The 17805-nt window shown below is 55.2% G+C and carries 22 protein-coding genes and 1 tRNA gene; 4 read left to right on the top strand and 19 right to left on the bottom strand.

The features are described from left to right. The first annotated feature begins 6 nt into the window (after nt 1-6). Complete coding sequence (locus tag QI197_03215) at nt 7-798, top strand: 50S ribosome-binding GTPase (GenBank protein ID MDK2372369.1); 792 nt, start codon at nt 7-9, stop codon at nt 796-798. Here QI197_03215 and QI197_03210 read toward each other — a convergent pair. The 11 genes from QI197_03210 to QI197_03160 form a co-directional block, all read right to left on the bottom strand. Then, entirely contained in the window at nt 791-1165 is a 375-nt protein-coding gene (locus QI197_03210) for a GIY-YIG nuclease family protein (GenBank protein ID MDK2372368.1), read from the bottom strand. The two genes, QI197_03215 and QI197_03210, sit on opposite strands and share 8 nt — an antisense overlap. A 65-nt stretch (nt 1166-1230) precedes the next feature. After that, nucleotides 1231-1998, bottom strand: coding sequence for an HAD-IIA family hydrolase (locus QI197_03205; GenBank protein ID MDK2372367.1), 768 nt, complete (start codon nt 1996-1998; stop codon nt 1231-1233). Next, entirely contained in the window at nt 1964-2536 is a 573-nt protein-coding gene (locus QI197_03200; protein MDK2372366.1) for an archaemetzincin family Zn-dependent metalloprotease, read from the bottom strand. The genes QI197_03205 and QI197_03200 overlap by 35 nt, the downstream gene beginning before the upstream one ends. A 36-nt stretch (nt 2537-2572) precedes the next feature. After that, on the bottom strand, nt 2573-2890 hold the full coding sequence (locus QI197_03195) for a hypothetical protein (GenBank protein ID MDK2372365.1): 318 nt from the start codon (nt 2888-2890) through the stop codon (nt 2573-2575). A 50-nt stretch (nt 2891-2940) separates the two neighbouring features. Further along, nucleotides 2941-3585, bottom strand: a complete 645-nt coding sequence (locus tag QI197_03190) for a rhomboid family intramembrane serine protease (protein ID MDK2372364.1) — start codon at nt 3583-3585, stop codon at nt 2941-2943. A gap of 8 nt (nt 3586-3593) precedes the next feature. Beyond that, on the bottom strand, nt 3594-4712 hold the full coding sequence (locus tag QI197_03185; protein ID MDK2372363.1) for an NAD(P)/FAD-dependent oxidoreductase: 1119 nt from the start codon (nt 4710-4712) through the stop codon (nt 3594-3596). Next, the gene (locus QI197_03180) at nt 4712-4972 is read right to left on the bottom strand and encodes a hypothetical protein (protein ID MDK2372362.1); all 261 of its coding nucleotides are present in this window, start codon (nt 4970-4972) and stop codon (nt 4712-4714) included. The genes QI197_03185 and QI197_03180 overlap by 1 nt, the downstream gene beginning before the upstream one ends. Beyond that, on the bottom strand, nt 4930-5724 hold the full coding sequence (locus QI197_03175; GenBank protein ID MDK2372361.1) for a helix-turn-helix domain-containing protein: 795 nt from the start codon (nt 5722-5724) through the stop codon (nt 4930-4932). The genes QI197_03180 and QI197_03175 overlap by 43 nt, the downstream gene beginning before the upstream one ends. A gap of 56 nt (nt 5725-5780) precedes the next feature. After that, nucleotides 5781-6593 carry a class I SAM-dependent methyltransferase family protein gene (locus QI197_03170; protein ID MDK2372360.1) on the bottom strand — a complete coding sequence of 271 codons (813 nt, stop codon included), beginning with the start codon at nt 6591-6593 and terminating at the stop codon, nt 5781-5783. Then, nucleotides 6586-7347 carry a TatD family hydrolase gene (locus QI197_03165; GenBank protein ID MDK2372359.1) on the bottom strand — a complete coding sequence of 254 codons (762 nt, stop codon included), beginning with the start codon at nt 7345-7347 and terminating at the stop codon, nt 6586-6588. The genes QI197_03170 and QI197_03165 overlap by 8 nt, the downstream gene beginning before the upstream one ends. After that, entirely contained in the window at nt 7347-8231 is an 885-nt protein-coding gene (locus QI197_03160) for a hypothetical protein (GenBank protein MDK2372358.1), read from the bottom strand. Before QI197_03160 ends, QI197_03165 begins: the two co-directional genes overlap by 1 nt. A gap of 59 nt (nt 8232-8290) precedes the next feature. Here QI197_03160 and QI197_03155 point away from each other — a divergent pair. Together QI197_03155 and QI197_03150 are read left to right on the top strand one after the other, a co-directional pair. Beyond that, nucleotides 8291-8425: transfer RNA gene (locus QI197_03155), tRNA-Trp, on the top strand. Between the two features lie 19 nt (nt 8426-8444). Next, nucleotides 8445-9896 (top strand): hypothetical protein, encoded by a 1452-nt coding sequence (locus QI197_03150; protein MDK2372357.1) that lies wholly within the window; start codon nt 8445-8447, stop codon nt 9894-9896. Here QI197_03150 and QI197_03145 read toward each other — a convergent pair. Further along, a complete protein-coding gene (locus tag QI197_03145; protein ID MDK2372356.1) occupies nt 9880-10728 on the bottom strand; it encodes an endonuclease V in 849 nt (282 codons plus the stop codon). The two genes, QI197_03150 and QI197_03145, sit on opposite strands and share 17 nt — an antisense overlap. A 65-nt stretch (nt 10729-10793) precedes the next feature. Between QI197_03145 and QI197_03140 the strand changes: the two genes are divergently transcribed. Further along, nucleotides 10794-12704: an arginine--tRNA ligase gene (locus QI197_03140; GenBank protein ID MDK2372355.1), complete on the top strand. Its 1911-nt coding sequence runs from the start codon at nt 10794-10796 to the stop codon at nt 12702-12704. Nucleotides 12705-12711: 7 nt separating this feature from the next. Here QI197_03140 and nth read toward each other — a convergent pair whose 3' ends face one another. From nth to QI197_03105, 7 genes are read right to left on the bottom strand one after another with little or no spacing between them, the layout of a single operon-like run. Continuing rightward, a complete protein-coding gene (gene nth / locus QI197_03135) occupies nt 12712-13398 on the bottom strand; it encodes an endonuclease III (GenBank protein MDK2372354.1) in 687 nt (228 codons plus the stop codon). After that, nucleotides 13395-13778: a thioesterase family protein gene (locus QI197_03130; GenBank protein ID MDK2372353.1), complete on the bottom strand. Its 384-nt coding sequence runs from the start codon at nt 13776-13778 to the stop codon at nt 13395-13397. Before QI197_03130 ends, nth begins: the two co-directional genes overlap by 4 nt. Nucleotides 13779-13782: 4 nt before the next feature. Continuing rightward, nucleotides 13783-15207: a sodium:solute symporter family protein gene (locus tag QI197_03125; GenBank protein ID MDK2372352.1), complete on the bottom strand. Its 1425-nt coding sequence runs from the start codon at nt 15205-15207 to the stop codon at nt 13783-13785. Further along, nucleotides 15195-15377, bottom strand: coding sequence for a hypothetical protein (locus tag QI197_03120; protein MDK2372351.1), 183 nt, complete (start codon nt 15375-15377; stop codon nt 15195-15197). The genes QI197_03125 and QI197_03120 overlap by 13 nt, the downstream gene beginning before the upstream one ends. Further along, nucleotides 15374-16267, bottom strand: coding sequence for an ArsA family ATPase (locus QI197_03115; GenBank protein MDK2372350.1), 894 nt, complete (start codon nt 16265-16267; stop codon nt 15374-15376). Before QI197_03115 ends, QI197_03120 begins: the two co-directional genes overlap by 4 nt. A gap of 52 nt (nt 16268-16319) precedes the next feature. Continuing rightward, nucleotides 16320-17033 (bottom strand): ABC transporter ATP-binding protein, encoded by a 714-nt coding sequence (locus QI197_03110; GenBank protein ID MDK2372349.1) that lies wholly within the window; start codon nt 17031-17033, stop codon nt 16320-16322. After that, a complete protein-coding gene (locus QI197_03105; GenBank protein MDK2372348.1) occupies nt 17020-17805 on the bottom strand; it encodes an ABC transporter ATP-binding protein in 786 nt (261 codons plus the stop codon). Before QI197_03105 ends, QI197_03110 begins: the two co-directional genes overlap by 14 nt.

Raw genomic sequence — 17805 nt, 5'->3', positions numbered from 1 at the left:
CCCTGGATGAAGGTAGCCAGCTGGAAGGAAATAGCGAAAGCTATGGACAGGGTAAATGTGGTGCTGGAGGTCGTCGACTCTAGGGACCCTTGGACGACTAGAAGCCGCAAACTCGAGGAGATGGCTAAGAGAAGGGGAAGGAAGATCCTCGTGGCGATAAACAAGTCAGATCTGGTTCCTAGGGAGATACTAGACCAGTGGGTGGGGATATTCGAGGAGGATGGCTTGAAAGCGACCTACTTGAGCGCGAGGGAGAGACTGGGCACCATGAGGCTGAGGAGGTTCATCAAGAGGGAAGCCCCCGAGCTGCCAGCCAAGGTACTCATAGCAGGCTTCCCGAAGGTGGGAAAGAGCTCGATAATAAATGTCCTCAAGGGGAGGAGCTCCGCCTCAACCAGCCCTGTGCCCGGCAATCCCGGGTACACGCGCCACTTCCAGCTCTACAGGATAGACAGGAACCTGTACATACTGGATTCCCCGGGAATCCTTCCGGTAGAGGGTGGTCCGCTCGAAATGGCCATAAGAGGCTATCCCCCTGAGGAACTGAAGAACCCCGTGGAGGTCGCCGTGTCCCTCTTGGAGAGGGCCCTCAGATCCAATCCCGGGATCGTGAAGAGGATCTATGGCATCGAGGGGACGGATCCCATCGAGATACTGGAGAGGTTGGCGGAGAAGAGAGGCTGGAGGTTCAAAGACGGGGAACCCAACGTGGAAGAGGCAGCTAGGCAGGTGATCAGAGATTACCATAGGTACAAGCTCATCTTTTATGTCACTCCCAAGGATCTAGGGCTCATCTAAGCCTGTAAAAGGGGTTCCATATCAGATAGGCCCTCTCCCATTCGATCTTTCCCAAGATCCCCAGGGCTTCCCTGAGATCCTCACCCATCAGGTAGAGATGGGTCTCATCGGCTCTCCTGTCCGAGCAGCCGAACCCCCTGACGATCGGGACTCCCACCCCCCTGAGGATCCTAGATAAGGACCCCTCTTCAGCGTCAGGAAATGCCAAGGCGCATGGCACGTCCATGACCTCTGTCAGGTAGTCCACGTGCCACCTCAAGGTCTTCCCCTTCCTGAAATGCCTCCTTATCCTAGCTCCCAGGCCACCGGGTCCCGCTGCTGAGCCGACATACGCGAGAACACCAACCGGGAACTCGAAGGTTCCCAACCTTCCCACTTCAAGGATGGTGCCGGGAGATATTAACAGGAGGATATAAGCTCCCTTAACTCCCCTCAGCGGATCAGGTCCATCAAGCTCCTCAAAACGTACTTGGGTCGAGGTACCACCCCCTCATACTCCTTCACCACTCCGGTGAGGACCAAAGCGGAGTCTATTCCCGCCCTCAAGGCCCCCAGAATGTCCGTCTCCGGTCTGTCCCCGATCACTAAAGGATGGGACGCTCCTACGCTTCGGGAGGCGAGGAGGAACATGAGGGGATTCGGTTTACCCACTACAAGATCCGGTCTTCTACCACAAGCGCCGGAAATTGCTGAAACCATGGAACCAGCTCCGGGAATCGGTCCATCTGACGTGGGAAGGGTGCGATCCTCGTTAGTGGCTAGAAAGAGCCTCCCTCTCAATATGTTCCTCAGGGCCCTCGTCAGCTTCCGGTAATTGAAGGATCTGTCCATTCCCACGCACACGTCACCCTCATCCGAGATGTCCACGCCTCTCTCCCTTAACTCCCCCCTGAGGCCCTCCTCACCGACCACGTAACACCTCCTCACCCCTATCGAGGGGGCTATGTCGGCAAGCGTGCTAGCGCTCGTTATCACATGCTCCTCCCCAACCCATCCCAAGCCTGCATCCCTCAGAAGGGAGGCTATTACGCGTCTGTGGCGGGTGGAGTTGTTAGTTACGAACCTGATTTCGATCATAGATGAGAGCTCGTTGAGGGCCTCCACGGCGCCTCTTATTGGCTCTCCATCAAGCCAGACGACGCCGTCTATATCCACGAGCAGCAGATCATATCTGCCGACGTCTGGTCCTCGCCCTGACATCGAGAACACCCAGCTTCCCTAGGCACCTGTCGCAGGGTCTCCAGTCCTTCCTGTCAACGTCCCACACAGAGAGGCTGAAGTTCATGACGCAGCCCGGAGTGGGACAGTGGTTTAAGCCTAGGAGGTGACCTAGCTCATGGGAGGCCTCCTTAAGAGTTCTCAGGAGGAAAAGGGCCCTGTTCTCCCTCTCACCGTAGAATTCTGGCTTGAGTCTGGAGAGGTAGACGGACCCGAACCTCCCTCCAAGCTCAGCCTGACCAAAGATGAAGTTGGTCCCTTTGGTGTATGCATCTTCATCCACCACGGCAAGTACTTTCTCATCGGATGCCCATCTGTCGATCTGCCACAGGTACTCTAGGAACTTCTCGCTCCTCAGCTGTTGAGTGTTGTGGTCGTACAACGTTGGAGGAATCTTAATCTCAGTATAATCGATTTCCACATCAATTGGATAAGCCTGAGGCAGCTTCTCGGCGAGGAATTCTAGTATCCAATGGTATATGAAGCCAGCTGGAACGATCACAAGCTTCCCTAGCAGCATGCTTTACCTCCGCTACAGCGCCGCCAGACTATATAACTAGAGCATCTCCTGAACCACCTTCAGGAAGTATGGATCGCTCTCATGAATGACCCTCCTGACCTTTATCCTCCTCCCCTTCAAGGTTATCTCGTAATCGACCATGGCGTAGATTCCCCGAGGTGAGATCCAGCTCCCCTTGTGATACGACATGGGGGCCTTGATCTCCACGTGGTAGCCCTCCTCCGAATAGAACTGCTCTGGCCACCTCTGTTCGTCCCTTATGTGAACCAGCCTCAACCCGGGTTCCCATCTAATGTCGTTAACTCTCTTCACCTCTCTGACCTTGAACATCCACCCGACCCGATGATCGTCCACCTAAAACTCTTAAAATGGGGTGCTGATGCCTGTTATTTCCCCTTATTACCTCAATAATAGAGGTCATAGCTGACGGTGTAGGAGGGCCTGAACCTCCTGCCCAGACCCCACATCAACCCCACGACGAAGCCGCCAGCGTGGGCCAACACATCCACATTGGCTGAGAAACCACCGAAGATCACGAAGAGCGCTATGAATATGGTGGAGGAACTCAGCTTCCCAGTCACCCTGTACTCCATGGCCACCATGTACCCCAAGAGGCCCATTATAGCCCCTGAAGCTCCCACTCCCACCGTTCGGGGATCGAGGAAAGCTGACAGGAGGTTCCCAACCACGCCCGAGATGAAGTACATGAGGAGGTACTTGACCCTGCCTAGGGATAGCTCAACCACCTTACCTAATATGTAAAGGGCGTACATGTTCAGCCCCAGGTGTAGGATGTTGGCATGGAGGAACATCGATGTGATCAATGTGTAGTACCTACCATGCATCAAGTAGAGGCCCGAACTGCCGAAGTATAGGAGCATGTACCTGTTCGCCTCGAGGAGTGCAGGGGATGTCATTGCGTAGAGCCCGAGATTGATCGAGATCAGGGCCGAGGTAACCTCAGGAATGCTGGAATACATTTTAAAGAGGATGAACGAGAAGAGGGTGACGCCAATGCCCAGCAGGATCTCAGTCAAGAGTTCCATCATCTTTTCGATCACCGTAGCATGTACTTCAGTGCCTCGGCGAGGGCCGACGCAGCTGATCCTATATTCACGGAAGCTAATTTAAGAATTTTAGGTAAACGACTGATTCTGATTGGTGCTGACTGCCTGTCCACGTGGAAGTCCCCTTCCACGAGGCCCTCCTCACGAATTAAGGTGAAGATGGTGTCAATCTGTCGGTCATTCAGGGATTCCAGATACCTCCTTACTGCCCATCCTAGGGAGATCTCACGCCTGTTGTGCCCCCACCACCTTGACTCGTAGCATCTCAGGGCCCTCTCCAAGTCGTCCAAGTCCTCGAGGCAGCTGGCTAGATTCTTGGCTCCCCTAACCGCTAGGAGGACCCCTCCCCTACTAACAGGCTTTATTTGGCCAGCCGCATCTCCCACCAGCGCCACATTATCCATCCAGAACCTCTTTCTCGGACCTACCGGGATCACCCCTCCCTCGTACCCGATCGCCGGATCTCCCGATGTCTCTTGGATCCATGTGAGCAGCGGGTCATCGATCCTTCCCAGCGCCCCCACCTTCCTCCCTCCCTTCCAGGGCTGGATCCAGCTGAACCTGCTACCCTTCCTCACTCTCACTTGGTAGCCATCCATCTTCCCGCCCTCCACGATCTTGTGAACCCCAATCTCGATTCTCATGGGTGGGAAGCCGAGCTCGTCAGCCACAGAGGAGAGGGCCCCATCCGCCCCCACCAGCAGGTCGTACTCGACGATCATATCGTCCACGAGAGCCTCGTTCTTCGATCTTAATCCCTTGAATCCTGTCGAGAGGAACCCTCTAGCTCCCTCTGAGAGCGCCGCCTCCCAGGTCTCCCTGTCCATCTGGGTCCTGTCGACGAGCGTGGCTAGGTGCCTCCGTACCTCTATCTCATTACCTCCGGGGGATGCGAAGGTCGCCCAGTTTACCTCTCCGATGACCCATTCCTCGGAGAAGAGTATAAGCTCGCTTAAGGCGTCGGGACCCAGTATACCGGAGCAGTGGTGCGGATGCCCTATGACTCTCCTCCTCTCAACTATGATAACGGAGAAGCCCTTCCTCGACAACAGATAGGCGAGTGTGGAGCCCGAGATACCTCCTCCAACTATGAGCACTTCGGTACGCATCAGGAGACCTCTGGAAGCTCTATTCTCCCCTCAGAGATCAGCTTTCCCCTGATTATGATGGCCGGGATTTTCCTTATACCTAATTCCAGTATGTAGCTCTGCCCTTCCGGCTCCAAGGTGGAGACCTCTCTGATCTTCAAGCCCCTGCGATGGGCCCACTCCTTCAGTCGGCGGGCAGCATCCAAGGAGGGTTCGCATATAGGCGATACTAGAACGATTATTTCTCCTTCTTCCTCCGCTCCACCAACCTCTTCCTCCAATTCCTATCCCTCAGGATGTACTTGTAGGGCTTGCCGTTGCTGACCCTCTCCACGAGCCCCTCCTCCTCCAAGTCCTTTATGTACCTCCTCACCGTCACTTCGGCCAGTCCGAGCTCCGAAGCTATGGCTATGATCCTCATGGGTTCAGTTGCCTTCTCGAGGACCTCAAGCACCCTGTACCTCCCCGTAACCTTAGGCATCACTGCGTTCTTGAGCGATTCGATCTCCTCTCTGCAGAGATCCTTCTCCGCCTTAGCCAGTGCCAGCTGGTACATGAGGGTAGCGAACAGGTCCAATGTCCTCTCGGCAACTCCGTTACCAGCGGAGGGACCTAGTGCCTTGGGGGCCCACCTGAGATAATCGTTCAGTACCTTACTCATCGCATCTATCAGTGAGGAGAACATGGCCTCCATGGAGTCCTTGGCGGCCTGCGTGAGCAGCCTCACCTCAGCCTCGTCCAACTCCCTGATGTCCCCGGCCTTGATGAGAAATTCGACGTCCTGCTGGAACTGATTAGCGAATCTATCCCTATTCATCCTGAAATGATCGGTCAACTTGTCAGTGAGGAGGCTGGGAATGTGATTCACCGCCTCCAAGCTCTTCTTAAAGGATGAGATGAGTTCGTAGAGGGGACCCTCATTTAGGGGGAACGTTTTGTTTAGTCGGTCCAAGTGATCGATGACTCTGGTTCTCATTTCCGGCGAGAGACTGTTTAGAAGATCTTTGATGTCGTCTCGTAAATTCCCAGCCAATTTGGAATCCCCTCTAACGGTACTGGGGGTTGAACTAAAAACCTAATTTTCAAACTTCACTCTACATTTAAAGGTCTCACTAAAAAATCCACACGCACCTTGTACACCCTAGGAGCATAGCTGGAGACAATGCGGTGACCTATGGAGATGGCCTCTAAACCTATGGAAGCAGCCTCCTTCCTGAACATCTCCTCGGCCTCCGAGAGGGCCTCATCTCCCCCCCAGTAATAGAAGTGGATGACTCCCCTCCATCCCCTAAGCGCTCGGAGGGCGTGACTAATGAAGGCGTAAGCTCCCTTAGGCAGGGGCATGATCACCCTGTCGAATCTGCCGTACATGGCGGGCGTGACGTAAGCCACGTCCCCCTCAACGGGGAAGACGAGGTGCCCCACCCTGTTGAGGATCACATTCTCTTGGAAGTACCTGACAGCTATCGGGTTCAGCTCGATCCCGACCACTTGGGCCCTCCTGCGCTTGGCAATGGCGATCGCGTAGGGGCCGGCTCCCGCGAACATGACTAGTACCAGCTCTCCGTCCCTCACGCTTTCCGCCACCAGCTGCCTCTCGGTCGATTCCCTAGGGGAGAAGTAGACTCTACGGGGATCGAGCTTTATCCTGTATCCGTGTTCCTTGTGGATGACCTCCGTCTCCTCACTGCCGGCTAAGAGCTTCAGGGGCCTCACCCTGAACTCACCCTCTCTAGCCCCTGCCTTCAATAGAACGGACTTGACGTGTGGATGGCGACTCATCACCTCCCTAGTCGCCTCCTCCGGATCCATGCCCTCGGGTACCTCTACGATAGCCACAGCTCCCGTCTCCCTGGAGCCTATGAGATCATAAGGTACCCTAGGCCCCTTTCTCTTACCCAAGACCGTACACCCTCATGGCGTTTCCGGTGGTTATCTCTGCCAAATCCTCGACATCGATCCCCTTCATTTCGGCCACGAACTCTGCTGATATCCTGATGTTCGCGGGTTCGTTCCTCTCCTTGGGGTTGGGAGCTAGCACGGGCGAGTCAGACTCAAGCATCATGTGATCCACTGGAGTGGCCTTAGCCACCCTTTGAACGTTGTTGGACCTCATCACGTTAGTGGGGATACTGACCATCCATCCCCTCTCCACTGCAAACCTGACATCCTCCGGGGTTCCTCCAAACGCGTGTAGGACGACCCTCTCAGCTCCTTCCTCGTCTAACACTCTTAGAACGGGTCTTTGAGCCCACAGGCTGTGAATTACCAATGGTTTGTCCAGCTCTCTGGCGAGCCTTATGAAGAGCCTAAATACCTCCTTCTGCTTCTCCTTCGGGGGACCACCCGACCTTAGAATCCTGTAATCCAGCCCCACCTCTCCTACCGCGACTATCTCATCGACGTGAGTCCTTATCAGATCCATGGTGGCCTCCACCTCCTCCTCGTCCCCGTACTCAGAGACATCTAATCCGATGGACACCCTCACCAGCCGATGGCTCCTGAACAACCTCAGAGCCTTCTCCGCGTCTTCTGGATATATGGGAGAGGTCACTATGCCCACTAGTCCCGCTTCCCTCGCCCTCTCAATCACCTCATCCCTATCCCCGTCGAAGGCCTCCTCCTCAAGGTGACAGTGGGCATCGAAGAGCCTCATCACACTACCTCCCTCTCGAGCCTCTCCTTCAGCCTGCAGAAAGCGCAAACCCTGCCCGATGTCGGGTAACCGCACCTCTCACATAGATTAATTTTGCGTGGTGGAGGTTCAGCCATCTTCGCAAGCTCCCTCAAACTGCTCACGAAATTGACTAAGGATGGAGGCCACTTCCTCCTGACCTGATTAAGCAGGGGTTTGATTTCAGCCTGCTTATCCCTTCCCTCGTAAGGGCACTTGGTAACGCAGGTTGGGAGGCCCTTCATCTTCACGTAGTTCAAGGCATCTGAGTCGCTGACCCAGAAGAGGGGCTTCACCTTTCCGGCCATCTTGTACTCGGGCATCGGCTTGGTGACGGAATCGTACTGGTAGAAGAGGTAATCAAGGGAATGAGTGATGAGGTTGTTGAACCCAAAGTAGGCTATGTCATCCAAGTTATGGCCCGTAGCGACGTAATCATACCCCCTCTCCACAGCGTATCTATTCAACAGGTACCTGTTGACCACCCCGCAGACGAAACAGGCGGCCCAGGGGTCGGGAGGGATCCTTATCCCCCACTCCCTCACATCTATCACGATCCCCTCCACCCCCAGCTCCTCGGTCAAGGATTTGAAGACCTCGAGGCAATCGGGGGCTAGGCCAGTGTACACTATCGCGGCCCCTAACCTGAGCCGATACTTGGGTGCAATTAAACTGGATGCATGCAGGGCCGCCACGGAATCCTTCCCGCCCGACACCCCGAACAGGAGGGAACTACCTTTCCTGACCCTCCTCAACACGCGGTCAACTCTTTTCAGGAAATACCTCTCGAAGTGCTCCTCGCAAACCCAATCACCTAAATTCTCCACGAATATGGTACCTTCACGCTGGCAGTAATGGCATTTCATCGCTAACACCGGACAAACTATTTATATAACTTCCTCGATTTAAAGGGAGGAGGATCTGGGGGGCCGTGGCCCAGCCTGGCTCTCCCCCCATGATTGGGGGAACGCCCTGGAAAGGTAGGGCGGCGGGCTCCAGTCATTGGAGCACTGAGGGGGAGACCCGTAGGACGTGGGTTCAAGTCCCACCGGCCCCACCACCTCCGTTCTATAGGGGGCGTGGTCCCGACGAACATTGCGGCTGTTAGATCCTTGGACAGGGATGTGAGGGATGCGGTCAAACACACCTTGAATTCACTGGGACTGTTCTGGGAGGAGGTGGATGAACCAGATCCCTTGAAGCACTCCGTGGCCATATTCCCCGAGGCAACCGAATTCGTCCCCGTAACCATCCCCTCTATATTCGTGGGCGAGACGGCCCTCTCCTACTACGGGGGAGATAAGACTGAGGTGAAGAAATCCCCACCTGAGCCTGCAGGCTTCATGGTAGTGGATAGGATAAAGATACCCTACTTTGGAGCCAAGTATGATCTAGAAGGCGAGAGACTGCTCAGGCAGGCCCCCCTCTACTCCAAGGATTCGCACCTTCTCTTGGGATACGACCTCTTCAGGAACGTGAGCTACTTCCTAAAGGGGGCCGAGTCCTCCTTGGGCATGAAGAGGATAAGGACCAGCGACAGGCGCTTCAACCCCAAGGTCTTGGAGGACCTCAGAGGGGTCCCCGTATCCACCCCTGTAGTTGATCTGCATGCTAAGTTCCTCCTCTTCTCTATTCTACTCCTCCACAAAAGGGAGAAGCTCCCTCTCATAATGAAGCAGATCCCCCCTTCTGGCTACAAGGGAGGAATGTCCGTCTCCATTCCTATATACAGGACGGGGCGTTCCGGCCTGAGGTTCGACCTGAGAAAGTTGCTTCGAAGAACGGAATCCTGGATAGAGAGGTTGATTAAAGGAACTGAGGACCTCACGTTCTTCGTGGGGAGGGGAGAAGACTACACTCCGAATAAGATCAGGGACCTGCTCATATCAATGGAGGAGGGCGGTCATGAGGTGGGCCTCCTAGCCTCAGTCAGGGCCTCCATAGATCACATGTCGATGGCCGAGGAGTACGAGGAGGTAGCCGCCCTCATAAAGAGGGGAGGCATAGGGATCAGGTTCAAGGGTATAGCCTCCACCCTGATGGATGCTTGGAGGTCGGCGGTATACGTCGAGGCGGGATACGTACTGGCTGGCGAGATCGCTGGAGAATTCGGGTTCCCGGTCGGCATCGGATGTCCGTTCAGGCCTAACGGCCTCGTCTGGAACATCCCACTGGTGGGAAGGGTCTCTGATAGAGGATCAGCTTCGAGAGCAGCGGAGTTCGTGGCCAATTGGGGGTGCATGGTGGCGGTTGACGCGATGGACGAGCTATCCACCCTCTCGCTCCTCAGGAACGCTCATGAGAGAGGGATATGGGTCGCCCCGCCCAGCATTCTAGTTGAGAGGTTCAGGGCGGTGAGCGATGTGAAGGGCACCTTCAGGTACGACAGGAAGTACTTGGAGGGTAAGATAATGCCCTACAGTGAAGTGAAGGACCTTCAACTCAGGGTGATAAATCCCGAGGGCAAGGACTCCATCATGAGGGTCGATCTGGAGGCCGGGAAATCGCACGAGATCAGGATCCCCGTATAGTCTCCTTGGAAATCCTGTGGGCTAGTATGAGGGGTAGAGGCTGCTTTCCTTCCCTCCAGAACTTCTTGGATATCTCTATGCTGCTCTCCAAGTCCATCAGGTGACCGGGAGAGACGAAACCCCTCCTCACAACAGCACCGACCTCCCTGCCTCGGAGGACGACGCGGTCCCCCTCCAATCTCCCCACCAGCTTAGACTTCGCAACTCCTATGGAGGGTTTCCCCAGCAGCAACCCCAAATGTGAGGCCTCCCCTAGCATCCTCGGATGGGAGAGGCCGTGCCCATCCACAAATATCACATCGAAATCGCACTTGAGGGCGGAGGGGAGCATGCCCCTCAACTCCCTGAATGCCAAGTAGGTCGGCACATAAGGTATCTGGGGGACGAACCTCTCGTAAGCCACCTCGACGATCTCCAATCTGGAATCGACCGAGACGCAGGCCGCGACAGCCTCCTCGTCCCCATAACTGACGTCGACACCGGCAGCCACTTCCACCCCTTTCAGGGACCTTAAATCCAGCTTAGAGGAGAGCATTAACTGAGCCTCCGCCATCAACCGGAAGATGGGCCAGGCCCTAACATCGTGGAAGAACTTCCTCCCCCTGAGATGTTCAAGTCCTCCTTCCTCTCTAATTCTCTTTAAGGCTCCCGGAAGTGGTTTACCGTCTGAGGACACAGCCCTCCACCAAGGAACATGAGGTGCGAGGTTAGATAGCCTTAGGCACTCGTTTCTCACAGCGAGAGCGGCCCTGACATCCCCCAGGGCGGAGGCTATGTCACCGAATGATGAAACCCTGCCCGGGGGAATGCTCTGCAAGGCCTCAGCAAGTATCTCTTGGAAGCGCGTCAGTCGGATATCTCACCACCGTTTTAAATAACGAACCCAAAGTTAAAGGGATGACCACAGATCCGCTCGGCTCCATGAAATTAGCTCTAGCTGATGAAGTGAATAAGGCCCTCTCAGAGATAGGAGTGAAGGGGTCCTTCTCCCCCCTCCAAGTAGCTCGATCCCCCAAGGACGCGGATGTCTACGGACTACCGGTCGGATTCAAGATAGCTAGATACCTGAGGAGGAAGCCGGACGAAGCGGCGCTTTTAGTGGCTGGGAGGATAGATGCTTCCAGCATACCGTATACGGAGGAAGTGAGGGTTGAAAATGGATACCTCAACGTGAGGGTTTCTCGTGAGACCCTCTTCAAGGACGTCCTCTCCTTGGCGTCTAGGGAGGAGCTGGGCAGGGGGGAGAGGAAGGGAGAGAAGCTAATGGTGGAGCACACCAGCGTCAACCCAGTACATCCCCTCCACGTAGGAAGCGGGAGGAACGCTATAATAGGCGACTCCTTCGCTAGGATACTGGACTTCCTAGGCTGGGATGTTAGGAGGCACTACTTGGTGAACGACTGCAACCTGCAGGTTGCGATACTAGCAGCTGGCAGGTCCAAGACGAGGCACCTCAAGCCGAAGGGGAAGCTGGATCACTGGTTCGGTCTGGTATACGCCATGGCTAACGCGGTGCTGGAGATAGACAGGATCAAGAGGGGTGAATCTGAGGAGGGGGATCTGAAGGAGTGGGAGGAGACCATAGAGAGGGTTAGAGCCCAAGATCCCGAGATAGCCAAAGGACTGACCGAGCTTGACGACCGCTACGTCATGGATCTCCTAAAGAGGTACCAGTCCGGAGACCCGGATGCGAGGGAGGTCTTCAGGGAGGTAGCAGAATCGGTCCTAAGAGGTTTCCTCCAGACCTTGGGCAGGATGGGCATAACCTACGATCAGTTCGACTGGGAGAGCGAGCTCATATGGAAGAGCTGGGTGAGGAAATCCCTAGAGAAGCTTGAATCCTCCGGTTATCTGGGTAGGGACGGTGAAGCGATATACATCGATCTTGAGAGGGCGATCAGGGAGAGGGAGGATGTCAGGAGGATATTCGGACTGACGGAGGACGAGGTGAGGAGATTAGAGGAGGAGGGCAGGCTGGAGGAGGTAGTACCTCCGAGGTTCTACCTCACCAGATCGGACGGTACTTGGCTGTACACGGGGACTGATGTGGCTTACTCCCTCTTCAAGGTGGAGGCTACCGACGTCAGAAGGTGCTACAACGTGATCGCCACCGAGCAGACTTTGGAGCAGAAGGAGGTGAGGGCGAGCCTCGCCCTGATGGGCTATGATCCGGACTTCCTCGTACACTTCGCTTACGAGATGGTCAACCTTATAGGGGTGAGGATGTCTGGGAGGAAGGCCCTCTACATAACGTTAGACGATCTCTTGGACGAGGCAAAAGGCAAGGTTATGAAGATACTTCAGGAGAGGGGAATGGACAGGGATCCAGGGATAGAGGAGATAGCCGAGAGGGTAGCTGTAGGTGCCCTGAAGTATGCCCTGATCAATGTCTCCCCCACCAAGGTAGTCCAGTTTAGGTGGGAGAGGGTCCTCGACTTCGAGACGAACAGTGGACCTTTCGTCCAGTACTCCTACACTAGGGCCCATAACATCTTGAAAAAGGCAGGAGAGATCCCTGAATCCTTCGATCCATCCGAATTGTCGTCCGATCTGGAGGTGTCCCTAGTTTACATGTTGGCAGAGTTTCCGGAGAAGGTGAGGAGTGCTTACCAGCTTCTAAGACCGGATCTGATCTCCCAATACGCTAATGAGCTGGCCTCGACCTTCAATAAGTTCTACGAGACCCATCCGGTTATCAACGCTCCTGAGGGAGCAAGGGAAGCTAGGATGTGGCTCGTTATGGGGGTGAGAGGGGTCCTAGGAAAGGCGCTAGACCTCATCGGCGTGCCGAGGCTGGAGAGGATGTAAAACATCCTCACCTTCCAATTTTCTTCTTGGACTTGGCGTAATCGCACATGTCCCTGAGGGGACACTCTTCGCACTTCGGGTTCTTAGGACGGCAGTAAACCCTTCCCAACTTTATCAGGAGGAGGTGCGCCTTCAAGTAGTCTTCTGGGTCGAACAACCTCATTAACGATCCTCTTATCTCCTCGTAGTCGTCGCTACTTGCTAGACCAAGTCTGACTGCCACCCTAGTGATGTGCCTGTCCACCGCTATGGTGGGTCTCCTCCCCATTAAGCTCAACAGCACGTCAGCAGTCTTGGGTCCAACTCCAGGCAGGCTGATCAATTCCCTCCTGGCCTCCTCGAGGTCCTTCTCTAGTATTCTCTCTAGCCTGCCGCCGCTCAGGAGGGAGGCAACCCTCTTGATGACCCTCGCTTTCTGTCTATAAAGGCCCGCCGGTCTCAGGGCCTCCTCCAGCTCCCTCAAACTGAGCTTCTCTATCCTTCCGGGAACTATCCTGCCCAGAATATTCTTCAATCTCTTCATAGCCTTTGCGGTATTCTTATCGTTGGTGTTCTGGGAGACTATGGTGGTTACCAGCACCTCAAATGGGTTCTTGGATTTGCTGGCCATGAGGGAGACGAACTCCTCCTCCTTGAAGTCCAAGGCCCCCTCTAGCCTCCTCAGGATTGCCTTCCCATCCACTCCCTCGATCAACCCAACTCCTCCTTCAGCTTGGAAGCGAACCTCTCCTCATTCACTATGAAGCGGTGATGCTCTCCCTCACCTATGAGCTTCTCCTTCCAGTAGGCCTCGACCCTGAAGACAAGCTTCCTTCCATCCATGTCCACAAGGGTCGCCTTCACCCTGACCTCTCCGCCGATTGGAGCAGGGGCTCTGTGAAAAACGCACACATACGTACCCACGGTGGTGTAACCCTCTTCTAGGTAGGGCTCCACGGTTCTGTGGCACGAGATCTCCATAAGGGCTATCATGCTGGGAGTGGAGAGGACCCCAACCCCCAAATGGCTCGCGGCCATATTCTCATCAACTAGATAGGTGAACTCACCGGTCAGGCCAGGCCTCACACCTGACATCGCTTCACCTCCTCACGAGCGGAACCATCATTATAAGGGTGGACACTAAGAGGATGAACAGGGTGGAAGGGAGCCCGAATATGGGTGTAGTCAGAGACTTCCTCGCGCCGTGCACCAATGCCCAGTACAGGCCTATCAGGAACCCGGAGGCGAGAGATGCTGCCGCGGCGTAGCCCATTACCCTACTCCTCCTACCGTAGAACCATCCGATCAAGGTAACTGGGGCTAGGGGGAGTAGCAGCGCCGATGCAAGCACAGATAGATCCACTATGAAACCGATCTTCAGGTAAGCCACGTAACTCAGGACGAGCAGTAGGATGAGGATGGAGATCCTACCCAAGTTTATCGCCGCTCTGTCCTTCCCTCCCAAGTAGCGCTGGTACACGTCCCTAGAGGCGGTGGAGGAGAGAGCTAAGACTATCGCGTCCATGGTGGTCATCGCAGCCGCCACGATGGAGGTGAAGACGAAGACGGCAAGGGGAAGGGGAGCGTAGCTGAGCAGCGAGGGGGTGACCTGATCGCCCACCTTGATGACGGGGAGGCGTCCGATCTCGGTCAGGGCCCTGCTCGCGAGTCCTATTACCGTCACTATGACCGTGTAGGAAAGGCCGAACAGGGTGAAGAGGGTTATGAGCCTCCTAAGGGCCTTCTCGTCCTTGGGCGTGTACAGCTTCTGGACCACTTGGGGGTTGGTCACCGCGAAGAAGGCCCAAGGAATCGAGTAGGACACGAAGACTAGGGGAGACCACTTCATACCTAGGAGGCCCTTCTCAGCCATTTTGGCTGTGCCGCTCGCTATATCCGATCCACCCCACAGGAAGAGCCATACCACGAATCCGATGGCGGCCAGTATCATCCACAGGCCTTGGTACAGGTCGGTAGAGGCGAGGCTCCACATCCCAGATAGTCCTGTCCATATCAGGGCTGCAACCACTCCCAGCAGGATGCCGAGCCAATAGAGGCCGGGAGCCATCCCCTCAACCATTCTACCGACGGCTATGAGCTGTGCCGAGGCGTAGGGTATCAGGGCTATGAGGTACATGGCAGCCACGATGAGAGATAGCGGCTTCAGGCCATAAAGGTCTGATATCATCTCAGCTGGACTCACCCAGTTCCTCTCCCTTGCCAACTTCCAGACCTTGGGTGCGACGTAGCTCAGGAGGAATATGGTGGATAGGAGGTAGGTTATCTCGAACCCGAAAGCTCCCACACCGGTCGCGTACGTGAGCCCGACCAGCCCGACCATCATGAAAGCGGAGTAGGTAGTCGCTGCGTAGGATATAGCAGCTAGTATGCCGCCCAGCCTGTGGCCCGCCACGTAGTAATCGCTCGTAGTCTTTATTCCCACTCTCCTAGATAGGAGGGCTATAATCGTCCCCATCAGCAGGTAGAGGGTGAGGGTGATCACCGCTGCGGCTAGCTCCTCCACGAGGCATCCCCCCTGAGGTAGATCAGGGTGACGGTGAAGTGAACCAGCGTGAGAACCAGCCAGAACGCGTATAGCGAGAGGTCCCTACACTCCCTGAGAGCGAGGTGAGGCACCGTGTAGGATAGGGTTAAGACGAGCAGGCTCCACACCAGATAGGCCCTGTCTCTCATACCAACTCCCTCAGGTAGTCGTAAAACCTAAGCAAACCCTCCCTACCCACCGGTTCATAGTCGACGTTCTCTATCACCCTTACATGGTTGAAGGATGCCTTAAACTCTTCCAGCACCCTCGCGTGGATCTCGGCCATCCTGTTCAATTTATCACATTTGCAGTCCCTGAGTAGCCTGTTCACGACCAGCGCCCTGACCTTTATGCCCATCCCCTCCAACTCATCCCTCATCCTTAGCGTCAGGAGATAGGAGATCTTCTCGGGAATGGCCACCAGTATGAGGTGGTGGGAGTCGCTTGACAGCATGTCCATTATACCTCGAGCTATGGACTTCCATTCCTCTATCAGTGCCAAGGGATCCCTCCTTCCCCTCCTTATCCTCTCCAAGAATCCTTTCAACTTTAGATACATGCGTATGGCGTCGTTCATGTGGGAGTAGAACTCCTCCTCTATCCTCAGCAATCTGATGCTTCCGCTGGACGCGGGTGTGTCCCAGACTATGATGTCGTAACCCCCCTTTCTCCAGAACTCGTGCAGGAGGTAGAGCATGAACTGATCCGCTATGCCAGGGGCTCTAGCCACGTAGTCTATGAAGTCCCTCCCCACCGGCAGGAAGGAGGAAGCCACCTCGTAGACCTCCTCTCCGAATCTCTCCTTCCACATTTCGATCACGGCGCTCTCACTCAGTTCCGCCGCCCACAGCCCCCTGAACCCGTTTACCTTGGAGGGCTCACTCTTCAAGGGAAAGTCCAGCACATCAGAAAGAGTAGGGGTCGGGTCCGTCGTCAGAAGGAGGACATCCATCCCCTCCTCGGAAAGCCCAGCCGCCAAGGAAGCCGAGCTTGTCGTCTTACCTACTCCACCCTTTCCCCAGAAGCTGACGAGCCTCATCTAGAATGAGGGTGCCTTACAAGATTTAACAGATAGCAATAAAAGTTGGGATTTAGAGGCCCAGATAGGCCTTCTTTATCCTCTCACTACCCTCCAACTCTTCCTTGGGACCCGACAGGACTATTCTCCCCTGCTCTATCACGTAGCCATAGTCCGCTATCTCAAGGGACATGTGCACATTCTGCTCGACTAGGAAGACGGTAAGCTTCTCGTCGTCCCTCAGCTTCCTGATGACATTCATTATCTCACCGACAAGCTTGGGTGCTAGGCCTAAGGAGGGCTCGTCCATAAGCAGAATCTTCGGATCTGCCATGAGAGCCCTCCCGATGGCGAGCATCTGCTGCTCCCCACCGCTCAGAGTACCGGCCAGCTGGCTTCTCCTCTCCCTCAACCTAGGAAACAGACTGTACACCAGATCCAAGCTGCTGTCGAACTTATCCCTCGCTCTCTTGGTGTAAGCGCCCAACTCAAGGTTCTCGAAGACCGTGAGCTCGGGCCAGAGCCTCCTACCCTCAGGGACCATTACTATCCCCAGCTCGACCCTCTTGTGCGCTGGGAGCTTAGTTACATCCTCGTTTCCCAACAGGATCTGGCCCTTCCAAGGCGGTAGGATGCCACTGGTTACCCTGAGCGTGGTGGTCTTTCCGGCGCCGTTACTCCCGAGCATGACTGTTATGATACCCTCGTCGGCCTGCAGGTTGATGTTCCAGAGGACTTGAGTCTCCCCATACCCAGCATCTATGTCCTTCAACTCAAGAAGAGCCATCTCCTTCACCTCCTTTCCTCTTGACGAACCTCAAGGCATATCTCGGATCCCCTAGGTAGGCGGTTATCACCTCCGGGTTGTTGGCCACCTCTTCGGGAGTACCTTCGGCAATCTTCCAGCCGAAATGCAGTACCACTATCCTGCCGGCAATGTTCATCACTGCATGCATCACATGCTCTATCATTATGATGCTCAGATCCCTCTCCTCCTTGACCTTCTTTATGATCTCAAGGGCCTCCTCCACCTCCTTCGGGTTTAGACCTGCCAGCACTTCATCAAGCAGGAGCAACTCAGGTTCGGCGGAGAGGGCCCTAGCCAACTCTAACATTTTCTTCTGCCTGAGTGTCAGCTTCACGGCGAGCTCCTCGGCCTTCTCCTCTAACCCTACTAGCTCTAGGGACTGGTAAGCGATTTCCTTAGCCTCCCCTATAGTTATCTGGCGAGCTCTCTTCCCGAAGAGCGCCCCGACCATGGCGTTCTCCAGTACCGTCATGTCGTTGAACGGCTTCACTATCTGGTGTGTCTTCGCTATACCCTTCCTAGTGATGACGTGAGGCGGCTTCCCCGTTATGTCCTCCCCCTTGAATATCACCCTACCCTCATCTGGCTTATAGACACCAGTTATGACGTTGAAGAGCGTGGTCTTCCCGGCCCCGTTAGGACCTATGAGGCCCAAGATCTCGCCCCTCTTCATCGAGAAGGTGACTTTGCTGTTGGCGACTAAGCCACCGAACCTCTTAGTAACATTCTCAACAACCAAGATATCCTCCAT

The organism is Thermoproteota archaeon, from assembly GCA_030130125.1.
Taxonomy (GTDB): Archaea; Korarchaeota; Korarchaeia; order Korarchaeales; family Korarchaeaceae; genus Korarchaeum.
This window is presented reverse-complemented; position numbering and strand designations above follow the sequence as displayed.

What these genes read in the sequence shown, in the direction of transcription:
- QI197_03215 (MDK2372369.1), top strand. Translation starts at nt 7, where the DNA reads ATGAAGGTAGCCAGCTGGAAGGAAATAGCGAAAGCTATGGACAGGGTA.
- QI197_03205 (MDK2372367.1), bottom strand. Translation starts at nt 1,998, where the DNA reads ATGTCAGGGCGAGGACCAGACGTCGGCAGATATGATCTGCTGCTCGTG.
- QI197_03200 (MDK2372366.1), bottom strand. Translation starts at nt 2,536, where the DNA reads ATGCTGCTAGGGAAGCTTGTGATCGTTCCAGCTGGCTTCATATACCAT.
- QI197_03190 (MDK2372364.1), bottom strand. Translation starts at nt 3,585, where the DNA reads ATGATGGAACTCTTGACTGAGATCCTGCTGGGCATTGGCGTCACCCTC.
- QI197_03185 (MDK2372363.1), bottom strand. Translation starts at nt 4,712, where the DNA reads ATGCGTACCGAAGTGCTCATAGTTGGAGGAGGTATCTCGGGCTCCACA.
- QI197_03165 (MDK2372359.1), bottom strand. Translation starts at nt 7,347, where the DNA reads ATGAGGCTCTTCGATGCCCACTGTCACCTTGAGGAGGAGGCCTTCGAC.
- QI197_03160 (MDK2372358.1), bottom strand. Translation starts at nt 8,231, where the DNA reads ATGAAATGCCATTACTGCCAGCGTGAAGGTACCATATTCGTGGAGAAT.
- QI197_03140 (MDK2372355.1), top strand. Translation starts at nt 10,794, where the DNA reads ATGACCACAGATCCGCTCGGCTCCATGAAATTAGCTCTAGCTGATGAA.
- QI197_03130 (MDK2372353.1), bottom strand. Translation starts at nt 13,778, where the DNA reads ATGTCAGGTGTGAGGCCTGGCCTGACCGGTGAGTTCACCTATCTAGTT.
- QI197_03120 (MDK2372351.1), bottom strand. Translation starts at nt 15,377, where the DNA reads ATGAGAGACAGGGCCTATCTGGTGTGGAGCCTGCTCGTCTTAACCCTA.
- QI197_03115 (MDK2372350.1), bottom strand. Translation starts at nt 16,267, where the DNA reads ATGAGGCTCGTCAGCTTCTGGGGAAAGGGTGGAGTAGGTAAGACGACA.
- QI197_03110 (MDK2372349.1), bottom strand. Translation starts at nt 17,033, where the DNA reads ATGGCTCTTCTTGAGTTGAAGGACATAGATGCTGGGTATGGGGAGACT.
- QI197_03105 (MDK2372348.1), bottom strand. Translation starts at nt 17,805, where the DNA reads ATGGAGGATATCTTGGTTGTTGAGAATGTTACTAAGAGGTTCGGTGGC.